This window comes from Nocardia sp. NPDC052566 (genome assembly GCF_044547285.1).
Lineage (GTDB): Bacteria > Actinomycetota > Actinomycetes > Mycobacteriales > Mycobacteriaceae > Nocardia.
On the sequence record NZ_JBIUAF010000009.1, the window covers coordinates 292,074 to 308,444 of the forward strand.

Here is a 16,371-nt window from a genome sequence, read left to right on the forward strand (position 1 = left end):
GTCACTCCTGTCTGCGGCCGCTGGCGATGCGGGTGATCACCAGGGCGACCAGGATCAGCGCGCCGTTGATGAACTTCAGTGAGTCGGCGCTGACGCCGCCGTAGGACAGCAGCTTCTGGATCAGGGTGAGGATCAGCACGCCGAAGAACGCGCCGAGCACCGAGCCGCGCCCGCCGTTGAGCGCGACGCCGCCGATCACGCAGGCGGCGAACACCTGGAAGATCATCCCGTCGCCCTGGCTGACCTGCACGCTGGCGAACTGTCCCGAGTAGATCAGCCCGCCGACCGCGGCAAGCGCCCCCGCGACGATCAGCACCGTCAGCACCACGGTGTCGGTGCGGATACCGGCGGCCCGTGCCGCGGCCTCGTTACCGCCCACCGCGTACAGCGCCCGCCCCGCGGTCGTATAGGTGAGCACGAAATAGCCGGCGGCGAACAGCACCAGGCACACCACCACATCGACCGGAATGCCGAAAACCCTTGTGTTGCCCAGCCAGTCGATGGATGTGGGGATCTTGGTGAGGGTGAAGCCCTCGGTGAGGAAGGTGAGCAGCCCGCGCAGCGCGATCAGCATGGCCAGCGTCACGATGAATCCGTTGAGCCCGAACCGCACGATCAGCACGCCGTTGAGCGCGCCGACCGCCAAGCCGACCAGCAGTGCGATCGGGATGGCCATCCACGGCGAAGTCCAGGTGAACGCGCCGACTTTGGCGGTGCCCATGGTCGCCCAGATCGCGACGCCCGGCGCGAGCCCGAAGGTCGATTCCAGCGACAGATCCATCCGCCCGACCACCAGCACGAGCACTTCGGCGAGCACCAGCAGCGAGATTCCGCTCATGGTGGTCAGCACATTGGTGAGGTTGGTCGGCGAGACGAAGCTGTGGTTGATGAAATACCCGACCACCAGTACCAGCAGAATCGGTGGCACGAGCAGGAAGTCGCGCAGCGCGCCCCAGCGCACCGCGGGTCGCGCCCCGCCGCGCGCGGCGGGAACGCCGGTCGCGGGCTCGGCGGTCCTTGTCATGACCTCCTCGCTGACGGTCTGGGCCGTGATACCCGAAGTCCGGGCTGTGTCACCGATTTCGCCGCTGCGCTCGGTCATGACAGTCCTTCCATGGCAGCGACGAGTTCCCTGTCGTCCCAGCCCTTCTCGAATTCCGCCGTGAGTCCGCCGAGGCGCAGCACCAGCACGCGATCGCAGTCGCGCAGATCGTCGAGTTCGTCCGACACCACGAGTACGGCGGTGCCGCGCCCGGCGGCGGCGCGCAATACCGCGCGCAGTGTGTCTTTCGATCGGACGTCGACACCGGCCGTCGGCGTGATCAGGACCAGTACCGAGGGCTCGGTGGCGAGCGCGCGAGCGAACACCACCTTCTGCTGATTGCCGCCGGACAGCTCGTCGACGCCCTGGTCGGGTCCGTCGGCCTTGATATCGAGCTCGTGAATTGCCCTGTCCACCAGCATGGTCCGTCGATTCCGGGACAGCAGGCCGAACCGCCCGAGCCGACGGGGCACGGTCAGCGTGGCATTGTCGGCCACGCTCATCAGCGGTACCAGTCCTTCCTCGTGCCGGTCGCGCGGTACGAAGCCGATACCGGCCCGCAGCGCGGCGGCGACACCGCTGCGCCGCAACGGTGTGCCCCCGACGACCACGGAACCGGCGCTCGCCCTGCGCAATCCGACGATGGTCTCGGCGACCTCGGTGCGCCCGCTGCTGCCGCCACCGGCCAGTCCGACGATCTCGCCGGGCCGGACCGCGAACCCGATGTCCGCGAATTCGCCTGTCCGCGTGAGTTCGCCGACTTCCAGCGCGGGTGCGGCCGAGGTGTCCAGCGCGGCCCGAGGGCCCGAGGTGTCCAGCGCGGCTGTGTCACCGGTCATCGCGGCGATCAGGTCCTGCTTGCCGAGTTCGGCGGCGGGCGCGGTCAGCACATGCTTGGCATCCCGGAAAACCGTGATGTCCCGGCATATTTCGTAGGTCTCGTCGAGGTGGTGCGAGATGAACAGAAAGGTCACCCCCTGCGCCTGCAGGTCACCGATCCGGGCGAACAGCCGCTTGATGGCCGGTCCGTCCAGCTGCGCCGTCGGCTCGTCCAGGATGATGAATCGCGCACCGTGGGACAGCGAACGCGCGATCTCCACCAGCTGACGGTGCTCGACCGAGAGATCGCGGGCCACGGTGTCCACGGCCACCGGCACCGACCAGGTGTCGAGCAGTTCCCGCGCCCGGCCACGGAGCCTGCGCCAGTTGATGATCCGGCCGTCGAGCCGCTGCCTGCCGAGGAACAGATTCTCGGCCACCGACAGCTCGGGGATGATCGTCGACTTCTGGTAGACGCACGCCACCCTGGCCCGCCAGTCGTCCCGGTCGGCGGGCGCGGGCGCCGGTTCGCCATGGAATCGCACCTGCCCCGCATCAGGCGCCGCGAGCCCGGTCAGGATCGACACCAGCGTCGATTTACCCGCACCGTTGCGGCCGACCAGCGCGTGCGTGCGGCCCGCGGTGACCCGCAGCTCGACCCGGTCCAGTGCGACGGTGCGGCCGAAGCGCTTCGAGACGGCGATCGCCTCGGCGATCGGAAACTGGTCGTCGACGGTCGAATTCGTCATCAGCCGCCGTGTCCCCACAGGCCGGGCGCGGTCGGGGCGAGCGTATCGAGTTCGCCGACCTTGCCGCCCGCCTTGGTGACCACGGGTGCGGGCAGCTGATCCTCCAGCTGTCCACTGCCGGTTTCGATGATGGTCGAACCGTGGTCGGTCGGTCCCGGCGTGAACTTGCGGCCCTCCGTCGCGGCTTTCGCGTAGAACGCGGCGTATTGCGCGTACAGGTCGGCGGGCTGGGAGACGGTCGCGTCGATATCGCCCGCGGTGATGGCGTCCAGCTCGGCCTTGATGCCGTCGTTGGAGACGATCGTGATATGGCCGGGCGCACCGGCTTTCACCAGTTTGCCGCTGCGCTTGAGCAGTGCCAGCGTCGGCTGCAGGAAGACGCCGCCCGCCTGCATGTAGATGCCGTTGATGTCGGGGTCGGTGAGCAGCTTGTCCTGCAGGCCGGAGGCGGCGCGATCGCCCTTCCAGTCGGTGGGGATCTCGATCACCTTGATGCCGGGGTAGCGGGTCTTCATGCATTCGGCGAACGCCTCGGAGCGGTCGCGGCCGTTGATCGAGCTGAGGTCGCCCTGGAATTCCACGACCTTGCCCGCGCCCTTGAGCGTTTCACCCAGGTAGACACAGGATTTGGTGCCGTAGGCGCGATTGTCGGCGCGGACGACCATGTACGCGCCGCCGCTGTCGGGCCTGGTGTCGACGCTCACCACCGGCACGCTCTTCGCGGTCGCGGCGGCGATCGCCGGTTTGACCGCCGCGGTGTCCTGCGGCGCCATGATGATCGCCTTGACGCTCTTGGACAGCAGCGTGTCGATATTGGATTTGAGCCGGTTGGCGTCGTTGTCGGAGGAGGTGTTCTCCAATTTCACCCCCGCCGCGGCGGCTTTCGGACCCAGATATCCGGCGTAGGCGCTCCAGAAGTCGGAATCCGAGCGCGGCTGATCGGCCCCGACCAGCACGCCGTTCTCGGCGCCCTTGCCCACGCTGGCGGGCTGGGTACCGGTGCCGACGGATTCCCTGGAACAGGCGCCCGCGGTGACGGCGAGCGCGGCGCCGAGCGCGAGCACGGCGATCCTGGCGGTTTTCATGAGATCTCGTACTCCTTAGTCGAGAGATCCGCTGCCGGTGGGTAATTCGTCGTGCCGTCCTCGGTGAGGCCGGCGTGCCAGGCGGTTCCGGCAGGGTAGGAATAGGCGGCGAGGGTTGCGGGCAGCATCTCGGCGCTGAAACCCGGTGCGCGCGGGGGTAGATAGCGTCCGTCGCGGACGCGGACCGGGTCGCGGAAGTGCTCGTGCAGGTGGTCGACGAATTCGATGGCCCGATCGCGCATGGTCCCCGATACCGCGACGTAGTCGATCATCGCGAGGTGCTGCACCAGTTCGCACAGCCCGACACCACCGGCGTGCGGCACCACGGGCACGCCGAACTTGGCCGCGAGCAACAGGATCGCCAGGTTCTCGTTGACGCCGCCGACCCGCGCCGCATCGATCTGCAGCAGGTCGACCGCACCCGCCTGCAAGAGCTGTTTGAACAGGATCCGGTTCTGCCCGTGCTCGCCGGTGGAGATCGGCACCGGCGCCACCCTGCGCCGGATCTCGGCGTGCCCGAGGATGTCGTCCGGGCTGGTCGGCTCCTCGACCCAGGCCAGGTCCGCCGGGGCGAGCCGGGAGATCCAGTCGACGGCCGCGTCGACATCCCAGCGCTGATTCGCGTCCACCGCCAGGCCGATATCGGGACCGATTGCCGCCCTGGCGATCTGGACCCGGCGCACGTCCTCGTCGACATCGCGGCCGACCTTGATCTTGATGGTGCCGAAGCCGTCGGCGACCGCCTGCCTCGCCAGCCTGGCCAGCTTGTCGTCGGAGTAACCGAGCCAGCCGGGGGAGGTGGTGTAGGCCGGATATCCCTGTGTCAGTAGGTATTCGGTGCGTTCGGCGCGTCCCGGCGCCGCGGCGCGCAGGATATCCAGTGCCTCCTGCCTGGTGAGCGCGTCGGTGAGATAGCGGAAGTCGATCAGGTCCACGATCTGCTCGGGCGGCATCTCGGAGACCAACTGCCACACCGGCTTTCCGGCGCGCTTGGCGGCCAGATCCCACGCGGCGTTGATCACCGCGCCGGCCGCCATGTGCACGACGCCCTTCTCCGGGCCGAGCCAGCGCAGCTGTGAATCATCGGTGAGCGTGCGGGCGAAGTCGCCGAGAGCGCCGGTGATCTCGGCGACCGACCGCCCGACCACCAGGTGATCGAGAGACTGGATGGCGGCGCGCTGCACATCGTTGCCGCGGCCGATGGTGAACGCGAAGCCATGGCCCGCCAGGCCGTCCGGATCGTCGGTGCGCAGGACGACGTACGCGGCCGAGTAGTCGGGATCCGGGTTCATCGCATCCGAGCCGTCCAGCTCGCGTGACGTCGGAAACCGGACGTCGAGCGTGTCCAGCGCGGTGATATGTGGCATCGGAGGGGGCCTCATCTCGGGAGAGTGATCCGGATCACGACTATACATCGGATGTCTTGCAGGGCAAGTGGTTCGGCGGAATTGGTGAAAATTGGTACCGGAGTGCACTATTCGCACCGCAATGCCGCGAAGCTGTTAGTGTCGACGGGGTTAAACATCGGATCTTCTCAGGATCGGAAGGTGATCGTCATGTCGTCGCAGCTGCTGGACGGGCTGGCCGCGGTCGTCACGGGCGGGGCGTCCGGGATCGGCAAAGCCGTCACCGAGACCTTCGTCGCGCAGGGCGCCGTGGTGGCGGTGCTCGACCTCGAGCCGCCCGAGGCGCCGGCGCGTGGCATCGCGCTGCGCTGCGACGTCGCCGACGATGCCGCGGTGCGCGCGGCGGTGGCGCGGACCGCCGAGGCACTGGGCGGTATCGATATCGTCGTCAACTGCGCGGGTATCGGCGCACAGGGCACCATCGCCGACCACGCCGACGACGAGTGGCGGAAGGTGTTCGAGGTCAACGTGTTCGGTGCGGTCCGCGTGTCGCGCGCGGCGCTGCCGTGGTTGTGCGACTCGGCCGCCGCGGCCATTGTCAACATCTGCTCGATCGCCGCGACGACCGGACTGCCGAACCGGGCCATCTACAGTGCCAGTAAAGGGGCGGTGCTCGCGCTCACCCGCGCGATGGCCGCCGACCATCTGAGCGAAGGCATCCGCGTGAACTGTGTCAATCCCGGGACCGTCGACACCCCATGGGTGCAGCGGCTGCTCGCGGCCAGCGATGATCCGAGCGCGGAACTCGCTGCGCTGCAAGCCCGTCAGCCACACGGCAGGCTGGTCACCGCGGCCGAGGTGGCGGCCGCCGTCGCGTATCTCGCCGGTCCGGCCGCCGGTTCCACCACGGCGACCATGCTCGAGGTGGACGGCGGCATGCATTCGCTGCGGCTGCGCGCACCTGCCGGGGTGACCCGATGACCGCGCGCAGGCTGCCGCGCCCGAGCGAGCTCGCGCCGCTGGTGAAATTCGAGCGGCCGTTCGGCGGCGCATTGCGCAGACTCGAACGCGCCCAAACCATCTGGGATCTACGCGAGCTGGCCCGCAAGCGCACGCCGCGGGTCGCCTTCGACTACACCGACGGTGCCGCCGACTATGAGATCAGCATGAACCGGGCGCGGGAGGCGTTCGCCGACTTGGAGTTCCGGCCCGCCATCCTGCGTGACGTCGCGAAGACCGATACCACCACCACGGTCCTCGGCAAGACCGTCGCGCTGCCCTTCGGTATCGCGCCCACCGGCTTCACCCGGATGATGCACACCGCGGGGGAAGTGGCGGGCGCCCGCGCGGCTGAACGCGCGGGTATCCCGTTCACCCTGTCCACGCTCGGCACCACCGGCATCGAGGAACTCGCCGCCGCCACCGGGCCCGGTGCGCGCAACTGGTTCCAGCTCTACATGTGGACCGACCGCGACCGCTCGCTCGCGCTGGTCGAGCGCGCCGCGCGGGCCGGCGTCGACACCCTGGTGGTGACCGTCGACGTGCCGGTGGCGGGCCATCGATTGCGCGACGCGCGCAACGGCATGACGGTGCCGCCGTCGATCACCCTCGCCGGCGCGCTCGACGCCGTGCGCAAACCGCGCTGGTGGTTCGACTTCCTGACCACCGAGCCGCTGGCCTTCGCCGCGATGGACCGCTGGTCGGGGACGGTCGCGGAACTGCTCGACGCGATGTTCGACCCGACGGTCGGCTTCGACGATCTGGCCTTCATTCGCGCCAACTGGCCGGGCAAGGTGCTGGTGAAGGGCGTGCAGACGGTCGAGGACGCGAAACGGCTCGCCGAACTCGGCGTCGACGGCATCGTGCTGTCCAATCACGGTGGGCGGCAACTGGATCGCGCGCCGGTGCCGCTGCATCTGTTGCCGTCGGTGGTGCGTGAGGTCGGGTCCGACCTGGAGGTGCACCTGGACACCGGGATCATGCACGGCGCCGATATCGTCGCGGCCGTCGCGCTCGGCGCGCGATTCACCCTGATCGGCCGGGCCTACCTCTACGGGCTGATGGCGGGCGGCGAGGCCGGGGTGGACCGGACGATCGAGATCCTGCGTACCCAGATCGTGCGCACCATGAAACTGCTCGGCGTCGGCGCGATCGAGGAACTCGAGCCGCGGCATGTCCGGCTGCTCGAACGTCGCGCATTCGAGTAGCGCGGTTACCCGCCTGTTTTCGGTGACGGCGTCCCGTGCGAATATTCCTCCGATCGACGGCATTGCGAATACCGCACACACCAATTCTTCGGTACGCAAATGCATGGGTACCGACCGGTCGATATATGAATCGTTCTCGCGCAATGAGTTTCATGCCACGGCATCATTGCGGCGGCGATCAGCACCCCGCGCCCCGGATATATTCCAGATGGCAGGGTCATACGTGGATCTCACTGTACCGCGTTGCGGCGGAACGTGTTTACGGTTCTCGGTCGACTCGGCCCGAATTCGCATCGCCCGGTCGTGTGGTCTTGACAGTGCGGATAATTCGATTGGACAATGGTCCGGGTAATGCGAAACCCTAAGCGGTTCTTTCGATTTGGTGACCGGTTCAGCTCGACGTCATGGTTCGATTGAAGTATTCGCTCCCCGGTGACGCCGGATAACCGACCGTTGTCTCCAATTCTCTTGTCGTGCATTCACGACGACGCGGCACACCGTTGTACCGCTGCTCTGACGATCGTCAGCAGCGAGGGAACCGCGTATATGAGAGAGGAAGTCCAGCACATGCCTGTTATTCCGATCAGGCCGGGTATCTACAGAATCCATGCTCACATCATCGGTCCGTCTTCATTGGTGACGGCTACGGAGCATGCGGTCGAGCACGGCGCGCCCGTGATTACCGACCGCATGAATCCGATGCCGATCGAACAGGAATGGGCCATCGCTCCCGTCGAACCGCTGCCCGGAGCGCCCTATTACGTGCATTTGGCCATGCACGAGGCGGCGGGGTTGGTGGTCCACAGCGACCGGCTGTGGGTCAACGGCGTTCCACGTGGCGAGTGGGCGAAGTTCACCTTCGAAGGGGTCATCGGCGGCGTCAAGATCATCTCGGACAAGGGTCTCGCCTGGCGCGCTGGGTACCGCGGTGCGCAGATCCAGCTCACCCAGCCCAAGCCTGAATTCCAGGAGACGTTCACCTTGGAGTTCGTGCGGCCCGCCGAGGAGGAGTAGGTCCGAGAGCCACGCCACGATCATTGGTCAACGAGCCCGATCGGCGCACCGCCGGTCGGGCTCGTGCACGCCCGAAACCGGACCCGCTGTGAATGGGCTTGCATCATCGTGCATAATCATTTGTGACGGCAGCGCGGGCCGCCGCGGCGCGACTCGAACAGCGCCCCGCCCGCACCGGCCACAGACCTGACAAGCACGAAACCGAGGAGCACATAGACATGTCCGAGCGCGTCGTACTCGCCTACTCCGGTGGGCTTGACACCTCCGTCGCGATCAGCTGGATCGGCAAGGAGACCGGCGCCGAGGTGGTGGCCGTCGCCATCGACCTGGGCCAGGGCGGCGAGGACATGAACGTGGTGCGCCAGCGCGCACTGGACTGCGGCGCCGTCGAGGCCATCGTGGTCGACGCGCGCGACGAGTTCGCCGACGACTACTGCCTGCCCACCATCCAGGCCAACGCCATGTACATGGGCCAGTACCCGCTGGTCTCGGCGATCAGCCGTCCGCTCATCGTCAAGCATCTGGTCGAGGCCGCCAAGTTCCACGGCGCGAGCACCGTCGCGCACGGCTGCACCGGCAAGGGCAACGACCAGGTCCGCTTCGAGGTCGGCATCGGCGCGCTCGCGCCCGACCTGAACGTGATCGCCCCGGTCCGCGACTACGCGTGGACCAGGGAGAAGGCCATCGCCTTCGCCGAGGAGAACTCGCTGCCGATCAACGTCACCAAGAAGTCGCCGTTCTCCATCGACCAGAACGTGTGGGGCCGCGCCGTCGAGACCGGGTTCCTCGAGGACCTGTGGAACGCGCCGACCAAGGACGTCTACGACTACACCTCCGACCCGACGGTCAACTTCGAGGCGCCCGACGAGCTCATCATCACCTTCGACAAGGGTGTCCCGGTCGCCATCGACGGCCGCCAGGTCACCGTGCTCGAGGCCATCGTCGAGCTGAACAACCGGGCGGGCCGCCAGGGCGTCGGCCGCCTCGACATGGTCGAGGACCGGCTCGTCGGCATCAAGAGCCGCGAGATCTACGAGGCGCCGGGCGCCATCGCGCTGATCACCGCGCACCAGGCCCTGGAGAACGTCACCATCGAGCGCGAGCTCGGCCGGTACAAGCGGCAGGTCGAGCAGCGCTGGGGCGAGCTGGCCTACGACGGCCTGTGGTTCTCCCCGCTCAAGCGCGCGCTGGACGCCTTCATCGGCGATACCCAGCAGCACGTGTCCGGCGATATCCGGATGGTGCTGCACGGCGGCAGCGTCGTGGTCAACGGCCGCCGCAGCGAGCAGTCGCTGTACGACTTCAACCTGGCCACCTACGACGAGGGCGACACCTTCGACCAGTCGCTGGCCAAGGGCTTCGTGCAGATCCACGGCCTGTCCTCGAAGGTCGCTGCGCGGCGGGACCTGAACCAGAAGTAGGCGGCGGCACCGGTGCTCGGCCGGTGCATGCTGCGGGCGGACCGGGTCCGGCGGCCGATTAGGCTCGAACGGGTCGGTGCTCTGTGCGGCGTCGACTCGTTCATACGGATGCGCCATCTGAGGAGGCATTGCTGTGCGGACCGAGGATGACAGCTGGGATATCGCCTCGAGCGTCGGCGCGACCGCGCTCGGGGTGGCCGCCATGCGGGCCGAGGAAACCCGGCGCCCGGATGCGCTGTTTCGCGATCCGTACGCGGAACTGCTGGTGAGCGCGGTCGGCACGCCGGAGTGGATCCGGCTCGGCCGCGGTGACGTCCAGGACGCGGAGCGTGCCGCCTACGGTCCGCTCAGCGGCCTGCTCATCGCGAGGACCTGCTATCTCGACGACTATTTCGAGACGGCGGCCGCCGACGGCATCCGGCAGATCGTCATCCTGGCCGCCGGACTCGACGCGAGGGCCTACCGGCTCGAATGGCCATCGGGGACAACGGTGTTCGAGCTGGATCAGCCGAAGGTGCTGGAGTTCAAGGCCGACGCGCTCGCCGCGCACGGCGTCAAGCCGTCCGTTGACCGGCGCGAAGTGCCGGTAGACCTGCGCCGGGATTGGCCGACGGCCCTGCGGGACAACGGATTCGACGCGACCGCACCGACCGCCTGGCTGGCCGAAGGCCTCCTGCGCTACCTGCCCGCCGATGCGCAGGACCGGCTCTTCGACAATGTCGTCGCGCTGAGCGCACCGGGCAGCCGGGTCGCGGCCAATCTGGCGGGCGGCGCCCAGCCCGCCTTGCAGGTCTTGGCCGACGCCGACCCATCCGACGACGCCGGGGTCGGCGTCGGCGTCGGGGTCGATATGAGCGACCTCTGGTATCCGGAGGAGGGGCGCAGCGATGTCGTCGAATGGTTCACCGAGCGCGGCTGGTCGGTGAGTCACACCAATCCGGCGGCCGTGCTCACCGCGCGCGGGCGCGAGGTGAGCGAGCAGGCGGCGGCTGTAATGAGCAAGCACCGGCTGATGACCGCGATACGACCCGACGTGAGCCCGTGACCATCACCGATCGAACATCGCGGCGGGAGCTCGAGCAGGCAGGCGACAGCTCGCGGCGATACGAAGGGGCCGTGAACGGTGCCGATCACTACAGAGGAGACAGCGCACGATGACCGACGGCGGCAACACCAACGAAGGCGCACTGTGGGGCGGACGGTTCGCCTCCGGTCCGGCGGCGGCCATGGCCGCGCTGAGCAAGTCGACGCATTTCGACTGGGCGCTTGCCCCCTACGACATTCGCGCCTCCAAGGCGCACGCCAAGGTGCTGCACAAGGCGGGCCTGCTCTCCGAGGCCGACCTGTCCGGCATGCTCGCCGGGCTGGAACAGCTTGCGGCGGACGTGGATTCGGGCGCGTTCGGGCCCGCCGAATCCGATGAGGACGTGCACGGCGCGCTGGAGCGCGGGCTGATCGAACGGGTCGGCGCCGAACTCGGCGGCAGGCTGCGCGCGGGACGTTCGCGCAACGACCAGGTGGCCACGCTGTTCCGGATGTGGTTGCGCGACGCGGTGCGCCGGGTGTCCTTCGGCGTGCTGGAGGTGGTCGACGCGCTGGTCGCGCAGGCCGCCGCGCATCCCGATGCGGTGATGCCGGGCAAGACCCACCTGCAGGCCGCGCAGCCGGTGCTGCTCGCGCATCACCTGCTGGCGCACGCGCATCCGCTGCTGCGCGATATCGACCGGCTGCGCGATTTCGACAAGCGGGCCGCGGTATCGCCGTACGGTTCCGGCGCGCTCGCCGGTTCCTCGCTCGGGCTCGATCCGGAAGCCATCGCCGCCGAACTGGATTTCGATGCGGCGGCGGCCAATTCGATCGATGCCACCTCCTCGCGCGATTTCGCCGCCGAGGCCGCGTTCGTGCTCGCCATGATCGGCGTCGACCTCAGCCGGATGGCCGAAGAGGTGATCATCTGGAGCACACCGGAATTCGGCTACGTCACGCTGGCCGACGCCTGGTCCACCGGCTCGTCGATCATGCCGCAGAAGAAGAACCCGGACGTCTCCGAACTCACCCGCGGCAAGGCGGGCAGGCTCATCGGCAACCTGACCGGGCTGCTCGCCACCCTGAAGGCGCAGCCGCTGGCCTACAACCGTGACCTGCAGGAGGATAAGGAACCGCTGTTCGACTCGGTCGCACAGCTGGAACTGCTGCTCCCGGCCATCGCGGGCCTGGTCTCCACCCTGACCTTCCACACCGACCGGATGGCCGAACTCGCCCCCGCCGGTTTCACCCTCGCCACCGATATCGCGGAATGGCTTGTCCGCCAGGGTGTTCCGTTCCGTGTCGCACACGAGGCAGCGGGCGCCTGCGTGCGCGCCGCCGAATCCCGCGGCGTCGGCCTGGACGAGCTCACCGACGAGGAATTCGCCGCCATCGACCCCGCGCTGACTCCGCAGGTTCGCGAGGTACTCACCGTCGAGGGCTCCATCGCTTCCCGCAACGCGCGAGGCGGTACCGCGGGCTCGCAGGTCGCGGTGCAGCTCACCGAGATTCGCGCACAGGTCACCGGAGCCCGCGCCTGGCTCCGGTGACCCGCACCGGCTATGCCTCGCGACGGCCGAGCAGTTCGGCCACTCGTATCAAGGGGGCGGCGACGGTGGGGACGGTGCCGGGGTCTTTCACGCGGCCGTGATGCCAGGTGAGCAGGCCGTTGCCGTCGACGCTCCACCAGGGGACGCTGCCGTCCAGGTGTGCGGCCATGAGCGGTGGTCCGACGAGTAGGCGGGCGTAGTTCGGATCGGCGGCGCTGATCCGGAATTCGGCGTCGAAGGCCTCGTTGCCGGTCGCGGTGGGGCGGTCGCCGAGCAGCGAGCGGCCCAGTTTCGAGAACATGCCGCGGCGGTCGACGTCCACCGGCGGATGTCGGCCGTCGATCAGCACCAGTACGGCGACGGCGTGGTTGGTGGCCGAATCCTTCGCACCGGACGAGTAGCGGAATTCGGCGATCGTCACCGGGCGGCCATCGACCGTGCCGGTCAGCGTCGCGCCGATGATGGTGCCGCTCGGCAGCCTGGATCGCCATGCGAGGGGTCCGCCCTTGGTATAGCGCCACCCGTTCTTCGCCGCCCAATCCTGCAGCGACTGCACGCGCTGCCGTTCCTCACGCAGATAGATCACCCCGAGCGCCAACGCACCCACGACGAACGCGCCGACCAGCGGCAACCACACACTCGCGTCAACCATCTCGATCATCCCCGCGCGCCCTGCCCAGGCGCGACCAATGCCATTCTGCCCCAACGCCGTTCACACGTCTGCCCGAACTTCTCGGGTTAGCCCTCCCGAGGCGGGTGCGGCGGTGTGCGAACGGCGTCCGCGCGGTGGCTACGCTGCGATGATGACCTTGCTCCTGCTCGCATCGGCCATCGCCTCCGAGGTAACCGCGACCGTCTCGCTCAAACTCTCCGACGGTTTCAGCAAGCTGGTGCCGTCGATCGTGGTGGTCATCGGCTACGGCGCGGCCTTCTTCTTCCTGTCCCAGGCGCTCAAACGCGGTATGGCGATCGGCGTGGCCTACGGCATCTGGTCGGCGGTGGGCGTCGCCGCCATCGCGATCATCGGCGTGCTCTTCCTGGACGAGCGCCTGACCCTGATCCAGGTGGGGGGCATCGCTTTGGTGATCTTGGGTGTGCTCGCCTTGGAGTTGGGCGGAACGCACTGATCTCGGTGATGCCGGTCAGAAGCGCCCCGGCATCGCCGTGTAGCCACTCCGGGTCAGCGGGAAAAGTGGCTCGTATCCACATTGAAGTCGAGCGGAGACGGGAGAGGAAGCGGTACACCGAACTTGGCTGAATGCGCACGCTCGTAGCAGCCGTCGACCGGGTCCCAGTGCACAGTCGTGGTTGCTCGATGTCGATCCACCAGCAGATACACCGGAATAGCCGCCTGCGCGTAAGCGTCCCGCTTCTCGATAAGGTCGACATCGGCATCGCGTTCCCGGCCGGAGGTGATTTCCAGCAGCAACACGACGCCTGCCGGATCTGACCAGGGTGGCTGGTCATCGAAGTACTCCAGCGGTGCGACTACTCCATCCGGCATCGCACGGCCTGTTCGATGGGCCGGGATCGCCAGACCTCGTGCCTGAAACATCCGTAGCTCAGGGAGATGAGTTCGAATCTGGTCACTGATGCGCATGGCATAGCCATCGTGTTGGCCGTCCGGGGCCGGAACCACGTAGATCCTCCCGTTGATGAGCTCGACGCGCACCTCTTCCGAGGCTGCGTGTTCCAGTAACTCGAACTCCGCGAGGCTCACGTCGGCGTCCATGTGGCTCATAACCCCAGCGTAGCGGGGTTCGTCGGATTCGGTCGCCGGGTTGTCCACCAGTTGCTGGGGTAGCTGAGATGTGGTCATCCTGGCGGCCTGCCTCGGCTGTGGTTGATGGTCGTCATGCGGTTTCTCCGCGCGTCGATACGGTTATGTCGTCTATCTATGACGCGACACGCTCCGCCCCGGTTCCCATGAATCCCGGCAAGTTCCGCAATGTTTCAGCGACCTACTACGCCGACGACCGATTGGGGTCTTTAGTGCGTTGTTTTCCGTTCTCAGGCAACGGTTTCGTACCCAGTCCGTTGCGCCCTGCGCATTTTGCCGATTACGTCCCGGCGCACGGAGGGCCGATCGTACTATCGGCCGATGGACTGGACGTTTGCTCAGCCGAGTCCGCGTGGATGTGCCGCATGACCTCGGGCGATGATGTCGCATTGGAGGCCGAGGGGCTGGTCAAGCGGTACGGGAGTGTGGAGGCGTTGCGCGGCGCCAATTTTCAGGTTCGCGCCGGTGAGGTGGTCGCGCTGATCGGGGACAACGGCGCGGGGAAATCGACTCTGGTGAAATGCCTTTCGGGCGCCGAGCAGCCGGATGCGGGGACGATCCGGCTCGACGGCACACCGGTGGTGCTCAGTACGCCGACGGCCGCGCGAAAACTGGGGGTGGAGACCGTGTATCAGGATCTCGCGGTCGCCCCCGATCTCGATCCCGCCGCGAATCTGTTCCTCGGGCGCGAACTCACCCGCGGCGGACTGCTCGGCAAACTCGGCATGCTGGACAAGTCGGCGATGAAAACCCAAGCGGTCGAGCATTTCCGGCGCCTGGGCGTGACGCTGCAGAGCATCGATGTGCCGATCGGGTCGCTGTCGGGCGGGCAACGCCAGAGCGTCGCGGTGGCGCGCGCGGTGATGTGGGCGAGCAAGGTGGTTTTCATGGACGAGCCGACCGCCGCGCTCGGCGTCGTGCAGCGCGAGCGGGTGCTCGACGTGATCCGCCGGGTCCGCGATCAGGGCATCGCGGTGGTGTTGATCAGTCATAACATGCCCGAAGTGCTCGCCGTGGCCGACCGGATCGAGGTGCTGCGACTCGGTAGGCGGGTGGCCAGATTCGTCGCCGCCGACGCCACCCTCGAACAGTTGGTGGGTGCGATGACTGGGGCGTTGTCGCACGAGGATGCCGCATGAGTAATACCGAAACCGTCACCGTCGACGGCAATGGGGGCACCGACGTGCCCGAACGCACTGTGCTGCAACGCGTGATGGGCGCGAGCACGCTGTGGATCGGCGTGGTGCTCGTCGGCATGTGCATCGCGTTCAGCATCGTGCGCCCGAACGCGTTCCCCACCGTGACCACGCTGCAGACGCTGTTGATCGAAACCTCGGTGCTACTTGTGCTTTCGGTCGGGATGACCTACGTAATCATCACCTCCGGCATCGATCTGTCGGTCGGCATGGTGCTGATCTTCTCCGGTGTCGCGGGCGCCAAGGCCATGGAATGGCTGAGCCCCGACCAGAATCCGAGCGGCGCGGGCTGGGGCATCATCGGCGTCGGCCTGCTCGTCGCCGTGGTCGGCGGCGGGCTGTGGGGCCTGCTGAACGGATTCCTGGTGGCCAAGGCCAAGATTCCGCCGCTGATCGTCACGCTCGGTTCGCTCGGCGCCGCGCTCGGCTCGGCCCAGCTGATCACCGGCGGCGTCGACGTCCGGTATGTGCCCGAAAAGCTGCGCGACTCACTGGGTTTCGGCACCTCGCTCGGTGGTGTGCCGAACCTCGTCCTGGTCGCCGCCGTGGTCACGGTGCTCGGCGCCTGGGCGCTGCACGCCACCCGCTTCGGCCGATACACCTACGCCATCGGCTCCAACGCGGAGGCGGCGCGGCGCTCAGGTATCCCCGTCACCCGGCATCTGATGCTGGTGTACCTGATGACCGGACTGCTCGCGGGGCTGGCCGGGTTCATGAACCTGGCCTACTTCGGCACCACGACGATCAGCGGCCACGCCACCGACAACCTGGACGCCATCGCTGGCGTGGTCATCGGCGGCACCAGTCTTTTCGGCGGCATCGGCTCGGTGGTCGGCACCGTGATCGGGGTGTTCATCCCCTCGGTGCTGCGCAAGGGTTTCATCATCGCGGAGGTGCCGGTGTTCTGGCAGCCGATCGCGGTGAGCGTGGTCCTGGTGGCCGCGGTCTGGTTCGATCAGCGTCGCCGAGCGGCGCGGGACCGGGCATAAGGGGTTCGGAACACAACGTCGTGTTGTGACAACTAAGGAAAAGCGGAGGAAGCCAGATGAGTGGGCAAGACCTGGCTCGTGGATACCAGTATCGAGCTGTTGTCAGCAGGTTTACCGTGACGCAAGGGGAGTTGCGTCTGGAGGTGA

The 16,371-nt window shown here is 67.5% G+C and carries 15 protein-coding genes; 9 read left to right on the forward strand and 6 right to left on the reverse strand.

Annotated features, from left to right (window positions below; translation table 11 throughout):
* Window position 1: 1 nt before the first annotated feature.
* The 4 genes from ACIG5A_RS42035 to ACIG5A_RS42050 are packed head-to-tail and all read right to left on the reverse strand — an operon-like array spanning window position 2 to window position 5,062.
* Window positions 2-1,102: an ABC transporter permease gene (locus ACIG5A_RS42035; RefSeq protein WP_397250883.1), complete on the reverse strand. Its 1,101-nt coding sequence runs from the start codon at window positions 1,100-1,102 to the stop codon at window positions 2-4.
* Window positions 1,099-2,610 (reverse strand): sugar ABC transporter ATP-binding protein, encoded by a 1,512-nt coding sequence (locus ACIG5A_RS42040; protein WP_397250885.1) that lies wholly within the window; start codon window positions 2,608-2,610, stop codon window positions 1,099-1,101. Before ACIG5A_RS42040 ends, ACIG5A_RS42035 begins: the two co-directional genes overlap by 4 nt.
* Window positions 2,610-3,695, reverse strand: coding sequence for a sugar ABC transporter substrate-binding protein (locus ACIG5A_RS42045; protein ID WP_397250887.1), 1,086 nt, complete (start codon window positions 3,693-3,695; stop codon window positions 2,610-2,612). Before ACIG5A_RS42045 ends, ACIG5A_RS42040 begins: the two co-directional genes overlap by 1 nt.
* Window positions 3,692-5,062, reverse strand: a complete 1,371-nt coding sequence (locus tag ACIG5A_RS42050) for an L-fuconate dehydratase (RefSeq protein ID WP_397250889.1) — start codon at window positions 5,060-5,062, stop codon at window positions 3,692-3,694. Before ACIG5A_RS42050 ends, ACIG5A_RS42045 begins: the two co-directional genes overlap by 4 nt.
* A 189-nt stretch (window positions 5,063-5,251) precedes the next feature.
* On the opposite strand from ACIG5A_RS42050, the gene ACIG5A_RS42055 reads away from it, so the two are divergent.
* The 6 genes from ACIG5A_RS42055 (at window position 5,252) to argH (ending at window position 12,259) form a co-directional block, all read left to right on the forward strand.
* Window positions 5,252-6,022, forward strand: a complete 771-nt coding sequence (locus tag ACIG5A_RS42055; protein WP_397250891.1) for an SDR family NAD(P)-dependent oxidoreductase — start codon at window positions 5,252-5,254, stop codon at window positions 6,020-6,022.
* Window positions 6,019-7,248 carry an alpha-hydroxy acid oxidase gene (locus tag ACIG5A_RS42060; RefSeq protein WP_397250893.1) on the forward strand — a complete coding sequence of 410 codons (1,230 nt, stop codon included), beginning with the start codon at window positions 6,019-6,021 and terminating at the stop codon, window positions 7,246-7,248. Before ACIG5A_RS42055 ends, ACIG5A_RS42060 begins: the two co-directional genes overlap by 4 nt.
* A gap of 432 nt (window positions 7,249-7,680) precedes the next feature.
* A complete protein-coding gene (locus ACIG5A_RS42065) occupies window positions 7,681-8,262 on the forward strand; it encodes a hypothetical protein (RefSeq protein ID WP_397250895.1) in 582 nt (193 codons plus the stop codon).
* A 218-nt stretch (window positions 8,263-8,480) separates the two neighbouring features.
* Complete coding sequence (locus ACIG5A_RS42070) at window positions 8,481-9,683, forward strand: argininosuccinate synthase (RefSeq protein ID WP_397250897.1); 1,203 nt, start codon at window positions 8,481-8,483, stop codon at window positions 9,681-9,683.
* Between the two features lie 133 nt (window positions 9,684-9,816).
* A complete protein-coding gene (locus ACIG5A_RS42075; protein ID WP_397250899.1) occupies window positions 9,817-10,728 on the forward strand; it encodes a class I SAM-dependent methyltransferase in 912 nt (303 codons plus the stop codon).
* Window positions 10,729-10,837: 109 nt separating this feature from the next.
* A complete protein-coding gene (argH, locus tag ACIG5A_RS42080; protein ID WP_397250901.1) occupies window positions 10,838-12,259 on the forward strand; it encodes an argininosuccinate lyase in 1,422 nt (473 codons plus the stop codon).
* Between the two features lie 10 nt (window positions 12,260-12,269).
* Here the strand turns inward: argH and ACIG5A_RS42085 are convergent, their stop codons facing one another.
* On the reverse strand, window positions 12,270-12,920 hold the full coding sequence (locus ACIG5A_RS42085; protein ID WP_397250903.1) for a hypothetical protein: 651 nt from the start codon (window positions 12,918-12,920) through the stop codon (window positions 12,270-12,272).
* A gap of 139 nt (window positions 12,921-13,059) precedes the next feature.
* Here ACIG5A_RS42085 and ACIG5A_RS42090 point away from each other — a divergent pair, with 139 nt between their 5' ends.
* On the forward strand, window positions 13,060-13,386 hold the full coding sequence (locus tag ACIG5A_RS42090) for a DMT family transporter (protein ID WP_397250905.1): 327 nt from the start codon (window positions 13,060-13,062) through the stop codon (window positions 13,384-13,386).
* A 53-nt stretch (window positions 13,387-13,439) separates the two neighbouring features.
* On the opposite strand, the gene ACIG5A_RS42095 is transcribed toward ACIG5A_RS42090, so the two are convergent.
* Window positions 13,440-14,000 (reverse strand): Uma2 family endonuclease, encoded by a 561-nt coding sequence (locus ACIG5A_RS42095; protein WP_397250907.1) that lies wholly within the window; start codon window positions 13,998-14,000, stop codon window positions 13,440-13,442.
* Between the two features lie 404 nt (window positions 14,001-14,404).
* On the opposite strand from ACIG5A_RS42095, the gene ACIG5A_RS42100 reads away from it, so the two are divergent.
* Both ACIG5A_RS42100 and ACIG5A_RS42105 read left to right on the forward strand, forming a co-directional pair.
* Entirely contained in the window at window positions 14,405-15,178 is a 774-nt protein-coding gene (locus ACIG5A_RS42100) for an ATP-binding cassette domain-containing protein (protein ID WP_397251002.1), read from the forward strand.
* On the forward strand, window positions 15,175-16,224 hold the full coding sequence (locus tag ACIG5A_RS42105; RefSeq protein ID WP_397250909.1) for an ABC transporter permease: 1,050 nt from the start codon (window positions 15,175-15,177) through the stop codon (window positions 16,222-16,224). Before ACIG5A_RS42100 ends, ACIG5A_RS42105 begins: the two co-directional genes overlap by 4 nt.
* Window positions 16,225-16,371: the final 147 nt, after the last annotated feature.